General features: G+C 69.9%; 5 protein-coding genes. 3 read left to right on the plus strand and 2 right to left on the minus strand.

The window, feature by feature from the left end:
* Positions 1-45: 45 nt before the first annotated feature.
* Together ACFVYF_RS30245 and ACFVYF_RS30250 are read right to left on the minus strand one after the other, a co-directional pair.
* Complete coding sequence (locus ACFVYF_RS30245) at positions 46-3,273, minus strand: discoidin domain-containing protein (RefSeq protein WP_389460431.1); 3,228 nt, start codon at positions 3,271-3,273, stop codon at positions 46-48.
* A gap of 357 nt (positions 3,274-3,630) precedes the next feature.
* A complete protein-coding gene (locus ACFVYF_RS30250; RefSeq protein WP_389460433.1) occupies positions 3,631-4,479 on the minus strand; it encodes a FadR/GntR family transcriptional regulator in 849 nt (282 codons plus the stop codon).
* Between the two features lie 321 nt (positions 4,480-4,800).
* Here ACFVYF_RS30250 and ACFVYF_RS30255 point away from each other — a divergent pair, with 321 nt between their 5' ends.
* The 3 genes from ACFVYF_RS30255 to ACFVYF_RS30265 all read left to right on the plus strand — a co-directional run.
* Positions 4,801-5,124, plus strand: a complete 324-nt coding sequence (locus ACFVYF_RS30255) for an L-rhamnose mutarotase (protein ID WP_389460434.1) — start codon at positions 4,801-4,803, stop codon at positions 5,122-5,124.
* A 96-nt stretch (positions 5,125-5,220) separates the two neighbouring features.
* Positions 5,221-6,057 (plus strand): amidohydrolase family protein, encoded by an 837-nt coding sequence (locus tag ACFVYF_RS30260; protein ID WP_389460436.1) that lies wholly within the window; start codon positions 5,221-5,223, stop codon positions 6,055-6,057.
* Positions 6,054-6,714 (plus strand): aldo/keto reductase (locus tag ACFVYF_RS30265; RefSeq protein WP_389460437.1); only part of this gene is annotated, 661 nt, incomplete at its 3' end. The genes ACFVYF_RS30260 and ACFVYF_RS30265, both read left to right, overlap by 4 nt.

The raw sequence follows: 6,714 nt of genomic DNA on the forward strand, positions 1-6,714 counted from the left end.
TCGTTTCTGTGGGGGAGTGCCGGCCCGGCCCGGGGGGCCGGCGGCTCAGAAGTCGCCGTACGCCTGGAGCTCGTAGACGCTGCCGCCGTTCCAGCTCGAACCGGTGACGGTCAGCCGCAGGTAGCGGGCGGTGACGGGCTGGTCGGCGAAGGAGTAGTTGGCCGCCGAAGTGGTGTTCTGGGAGGTGTGGTCCTCGAACGTGGACCAGGTGACGCCGTCGGCGGAGTACTCGAGCAGGTACTGGTAGCCGCTGGACTTCTCGAAGGTGGTCACCACGCTAGAGACGCCGGCGTCCTTGCCGAGGTCCACCTGGATCCAGGACGGGTCGGGCAGTCCCAGGCCCTGCGCCCAGCGCGTGGACAGGTCGCCGTCCACCGCCTTCTGCGGCGTGTTGTCCTCCGAGTACGAGGAGGCGGTGACCGTCTTCTTCAGCGCGAGGTCGTTGTCGGCGGGGGTGGTGACGACGGCCGCCTTGCTCGGCTCGGAGGCGTTCAGCGCGGCGTCGCGGGCCACCACGGTGAAGGAGTACTCCTTCTCGGGGGTCAGGTCGGAGACCCGCAGCGTCCTGCCGCCGGTGACGCCGATCCGCTTGCCGTCCTGGTAGACGGCATAGCTGGTCACGCCGGTGTCGTCGGTCGCGGCCGGCCAGCTGACGTCCACCAGGCTCGGCAGCAGCGGCTTGACGGTGGGCTGCCCGGGCGCCGCGGGGGCGGTGTGGTCCGGGCTGGGCGCGCTGGGCGTGCCGTAGACCTGGAAGTCGAAGATGCTGCCGCCGTTGCCTCTGGAGCCGGTGACCGTCAGCCGTACGTAGCGGCCGGTGACCGGGTCGGCGGTGTGGGCGTAGTCGGTCATCGCCGTGGTGTTCGCGGAGGTGTGGTCCGCGAGCGTCTTCCAGTGGACCTCGTCCGGTGACACCTCGACGCGGTACTTGTAGCCGCTGCTCTTCTCGAAGGTGGTGATCGCGCCGTTCACGTCGTACGAGGCACCGAGGTCCACCTGGATCCACGACGGGTCGGGCAGGCCGAGACCCTGGGCCCAGCGGGTGGAGAGGTCACCGTCCACGGCCTTCCCGGGGACGTTGCCCTCCGAATCCGAGGAGGCGGTGACCGGCTGCTTCAGCGCCAGGTCGGAGCCGGAGGGCATGGTGACCTTCAACGTCCCGCTCGGCTTCGACTCGTTGCCTGCGGCGTCCCGGGCGGTGACCTCGAAGCTGTACGTCTTCCCGCCCGTCAGCCCGGACAGCCGCACCGAGGTCTTGCCGGTGGCGCTGATGAGCCTGCCGTCACGGTAGACGGAGTAGCCCGTGACACCGGTGTCGTCGCTCGCGGCCGGCCAGCTGAGGTCCGCCACGGTCGGGAAGTCGGTCACCGCGGCCGGGGTGCCGGGCGCGGTGGGCGCCTTGGTGTCGGTGACGGCCGGGCCCGGGTCGAGGTGACGGTAACTCGGCTGGAGTCCGGCGTTGTTGACGATCGAGGCCGGGAGCTGGTCGCAGGAGCCGACGGTGATGTTGCCGCTCACGTCGTCGCCCGTGCTGTTGGCCTGGGTGGTGAACGCGGGCTGGGTGGTGAAGTTGCCGGTGGCGGTGATGTCCATGCCGTGGTTCATCAGCAGCCACTGGTACGCCACGTCGCACAGGGCGTTGCCGGTGTTCTGCCAGTAACGGCTGCCCTCGTCGTGGTAGATGGCGCCGTAGGCCGGCTCCGGGACGCCGTGGAGGTAGTTGCCGGAGACCACGCCGCCGGGGTTGGTGCTGAGGGTGTAGATGGCGCCGCCGTCGGCCTGTGACTTCATGATGTCGAAGACATCGTTGTCCGTCACCTTGTTGTCCCGGCTGGTGGTGTCGGTGTCCCAGACCGGGACACCGGAGTTGCCCGGGTAGTTGGTGTCGCCGCCCTTGTCGGTCAGGCCCCAGCCCCAGCCGACGGAGATGCCGGAGTAGGGCAGGTCGTAGACCTTGTTGTGGGTGATCACCGTGTGGTCGGTGTAGCCGGCCAGGATGCCGAGCGAGCCGTTGTACTGGTCGGCGGCCTTGGTGACCACGTTGTTGTCGACCGTGGTGTCCTTGGTGATGTCCCGGGGGTCGTCGGGATGGGCGTCGATCACCTCGACGCCGCCGATCTGGATGCCGGTGGCGGCGATCTGGCGGAAGACGTTGCCCGTGATGTCGGTGCCCTGGGTGCCGGTGTTCAGGTTGAGACCGACCGCGCCGAGATGGGTGAAGGTGTTGCCCCGGAAACCGACGTCGTGGCCGTGGCTCACGTTGACCGCGCCGGGCGTCTTCTGCCACTTCAGCCGGGTGGCGTCGAAGTCGGGGTCGTTGCCGACCATCCGGAAGCCGGCCTGGCCCTCGATGAGGCCTTCGGACGAACTGGGGGCGAGCCAGGTGGAGTAGGAGAAGGTGAGGCCCTCGAAGGACACGTTGCTCACCGGGGCGGCCTTGGTGCCGTTCAGGTCGACCAGGTCCTGCACACGCGGCACCGTGACGGTCGCGGTGGACAGGTCCTGACCGGACTTGGGCAGGTAGTAGATCTCGCCCTGGCCCTTGTCCAGGTACCACTCGCCGGGGGTGTCCAGCAGTTCGCGGGCGTTCTCCAGCCAGGTCGGGTTGGTGATCTCCTGGCCCGGCTGGAGGTTGGCGTTGTGCCAGCAGGGCTGCTGCATCGTCATCGTGGTGCCGGAGATCGACTGCACCGGGCAGCGCATGAGCTTCCAGCCCCAGCTGCTGACGACCTCCAGATCCGCGGGACGCTTGTAGCTGCTGAGGCTGCTGTCGGTGAAGGTGTAGCCGGTGGACGTCTTGCTGAACCCGGACGGGTTCTTGCCGCCGCGCGCCCGGGTCTCCAACTCGCCGTTCACATAGAGCTGGCGGGTGTCGATGTCACCCACCCTGGCCTTGTAGACCTTCCCCGCCGAGTCGGCCGGGGTCCAGCCGGTGACCTGCTTGCCCCCGCTGATCACCGGGTGCGCGCCGGGGGCGGCCTCGTAGACCACCTTGTGCCCGTCGCTTCCGGAGTCCTGGGCGGTCAGCGTGAAGGTGCGGCTGAGCTGGTACGTACCGGACAGCAGCCGTACGTGGACGTCGCCGCTGACCTTCTTCTTGGCGTCGCGCACATAGTCGCGTGCGTGTTCCAGGGTCTTGAAGGGATGTGCGGCGGTGCCGGTGCCGGAGTCCCGGCCGGCCGGCGAGACGTAGACGTCGAGGTCCGACGTCTTCGGCGCGGCCTGGGCCGGTACGGCGAGGGCCAGCGGTGCCGCCACCGTGGCCAGGGACACGGCGGCTATGAGGCTTCTTCGCAGGGGCGCGAACTTGCCCCCGCGAGCAGACGGTAGAGACACGGAAATCCAATCGCCTGAGGGGAGTGAGGTCTGGGAACCCGGTCGTCCTCCGGGGTCCCAGGGCGTTGGGGGCTCAGTGCCGGAGCGGCTCGGTGCAGAAGCGGCTCGGTGCGGGAGCCGTGGCACGGGCGCGGTGCTCGGCGCCCGCGCCGTGGCGCGTAGGTGAAGCTCGGTACTCGCGCCACGGCGGGTGCGCGATGCTCGTGCCGTGGCGCGTGGGTGAAGCTCGGTACTCGTGCCACGGCGGGTGCGCGATGCTCATGCCGTGGCGTGTGACGCGTGCGTGGTGCCGGTTTACGAGGCGGATGCCTTCGGGGACAGGGGTGGGTCCCCGGCGCCGGTGTTCCTCGAAGTCCGCGGGGGCGGCCCGAAGGCGCCGCGGTCGTCGATGCTGAACAGCCGGTCACGAATCTTTCGCTCGAACTGGCTCTGCGTGGTGGCGATGTGCTCCACCATCAGTTCACTTGCAAGGTCGGCCTCCCCCGCGGCGACCGCCTCGGCGATGGCGAGATGCTGACGTGCGGCGACTTCCAGCGAGCCGGGCGCGTCACCGTGGAAGAGCAGCACATCGGACTGGGATGCGAGGCGGCGTACACCGGCGACGCTCGACCTCAGGAACACGTTGTGCGAGGCGGCCCCGACCGCGTCGTGGAACGCGGCGTCGGCCTTGGCGAAGGCGTACCCGTCGTCCTCCCCGGCCGCCACCAGCGAGGTCTCGGCACTCTCCCGGATGGTCCGGACCTCGATCGGCGTCGCCAGGGACGCGGCACGGCGGGCCGTCTCCGACTCGATCACCGTCCGGTAGTCCAGAAGCATCAGGACGTCTTCCATGCTCGTCGGCCGGAAGTGCGAGAGCTGGTCGTCGACCAGACCGCCGCCCGACTCCGCGACGAAGATTCCGGCGCCGCGCCGCACACTCAGCCGGCCGATGGCGGCCAGGACCTTCACCGCCTCGCGGGTGACGTTGCGGGAGGCGCCCAGGATCTGGGCGAGGCCCTGTTCGGTGGGGAGCCGGTCGCCGGACCGCAGGTTCTGTTCGGCGATGTAGTTCAGCAGCTGCTCGGCCACCAGCTCATATCCCGGCCGGTAAGGACGCGACGCCTCGTCATCTCCTTCACCAGGGACCTGCGCTGGATCGGCCACTGCGTACCCCCTCTTGTCCGTTCGGATTAATCAGGTTCATCGGCGGTGGCCACTATGACATCGGTGTTACACGTTGAGAAGAGTCCGAACAGAACTTAATTTATAGGGCTGTTGAACCACTACTTAAGGTATCTAAAGCCGCATATCACCGAAACTCTTGCACAGGAAGGATCCCATCCTTAAGGTCCTGCCTGTCAGATGAAGCAGATCCATGCCGGATGAATCAGATCCTTCGCGCAGCAGGGAGCGACGCCGTCCGGGACGGGCCCGCCGCACGACTGCCACCTGCGCGGCTGCGGCCACGGAAGGAGAACTGACCCCATGCAACGCTTCGCCGCCGTGATCCGGCTGCGCCCCGAGAAGGAGGCGGAGTACCGCGAACTCCACGCCGCCGCCTGGCCGGACGTACTCGCCGCCCTCAAGCGGGCCGACATCGGCAACTACTCCATCTTCCTGCGCGACGGACTGCTGTTCAGCTACCTCGAATACACGGGGGACGACTACGCCGCCGACACCGCGGCGATCGCGGCCGATCCCGTCACCCGCGACTGGTGGGCGCTGACCGACCCGTGCCAGCAGCCGCTGGACACCGTGGCCGAGGGACAGTGGTGGGCTCCGGCCGAGGAGGTCTTCCACCTCGACTGAAGGCACGTGCATCGGGGCCCGCGCACTTCCAGCCGCCCCCGTGCGCCAGGGCCCGCACCTCCGGAATCCGCTCACCTCATCCCCAAGGATCAAACGGTGCGCATCGACGCTCATCACCATCTCTGGGACCTCGAAGTCCGGGACCAGCCCTGGACCCGGGACCTGCCCGCCCTCCGCCGGAGCTTCACCGCCGCCGAACTGCGCCCGGTCCTCGACCGGAACGCGATCGACGCCACCGTCGTCGTACAGACCATCGCCGTACCCGAGGAGACACCTGAACTGCTCGCCCTCGCGGCCGGGGACCCGCACATCCGGGCCGTCGTGGGCTGGACCAGCCTGACGGACCCCGGCATCGCCGACCGGCTCGCGGAACTGCGCGAGGGTCCCGGGGGCTCCGCGCTCGCCGGCATCCGGCACGGCATCCAGGACGAGGCGGATCCGGACTGGACGGCGCGTCCCGACGTCCGGCGCGGCATCGAGGCGGTCGCCGCCGCGGGCCTCGTCTACGACCTGCTCGTCCGGCCGGACCAGCTCCCCGCCGCCGTCCGGGCGGTACGCGAACTCCCGCACGTCCGCTTCGTCCTGGACCACGCCGGCAATCCGGTCGTGGGCGGCGACGGTCTCGCCCCGTGGACCTCGACGCTGACCGAACTCGCCGACTGCCCCAACGTGGCCGTGAAGCTGTCGGGCCTGGTCACCCGGACCGCGCAGACGCCGGCCCATGCCGCTCTGCGCCCCTACGCCGACGTACTGCTTGCGACCCTGGGCCCGGACCGCCTCATGTACGGCTCGGACTGGCCGGTCTGCCTGCTCGCGGCCGGGTACGACGAGGTCCTGGCCGTCGCCGAGACCCTCACCGAAGACCTGGGCGCCGAGGAGCGCGAGGCGGTCTTCGGCACGACGGCCGCCCGCTGGTACGGAATCCCCGGGTGAGAGCCCGCCGGCTCGGCCGTACGCGCGTCCAGGTCAGCGCCCTGGGATTCGGCGCCGCCCCCCTCGGCAACCTCAGCACCCCGCTCGACGACCACCAGGCACGGGCCGCGGTCGACGCCGCCTGGGACGTCGGCGTCCGCTACTACGACACCGCCCCGCACTACGGCCTCGGACTGTCCGAACGGCGCCTCGGCGCGGCCCTCGCCCACCGCCCCCGGGCGGAGTTCACCGTCTCCACCAAGGTCGGCCGCCTGCTGGAACCCCACCCCGCGCCCACCGGATCCGACCTGGCCGCGGGCGGATTCGCCGTACCGGACACGCTGATCCGCCGCCCCGACTACTCGCGCGACGGCGTACTGCGGAGCCTGGAGAGCAGCCTGACCCGCCTCGGCCTGGACCGGGTGGACATCGTCTACGTCCACGACCCCGACGACCACCTGGACATCGCCGTCGAGCAGGCACTGCCCGCGCTGGCGGCCCTGCGCGACCAAGGGGTGATCGGCGCGGTCGGCGCGGGCATGAACGCCGTCGGCCCGCTGCTGCGGATCGTCGCCGAGGCGGACGTGGACGCGGTGATGGTGGCCGGCCGGTGGACACTGCTCGACCGCAGCGCCCGTCCGCTGCTGGACGCGTGCGCCGAGCGAGGTGTCTCGGTGG

Origin of the sequence: Streptomyces sp. NPDC058274 (genome assembly GCF_042881375.1) — a bacterium.
GTDB lineage: Bacteria > Actinomycetota > Actinomycetes > Streptomycetales > Streptomycetaceae > Streptomyces.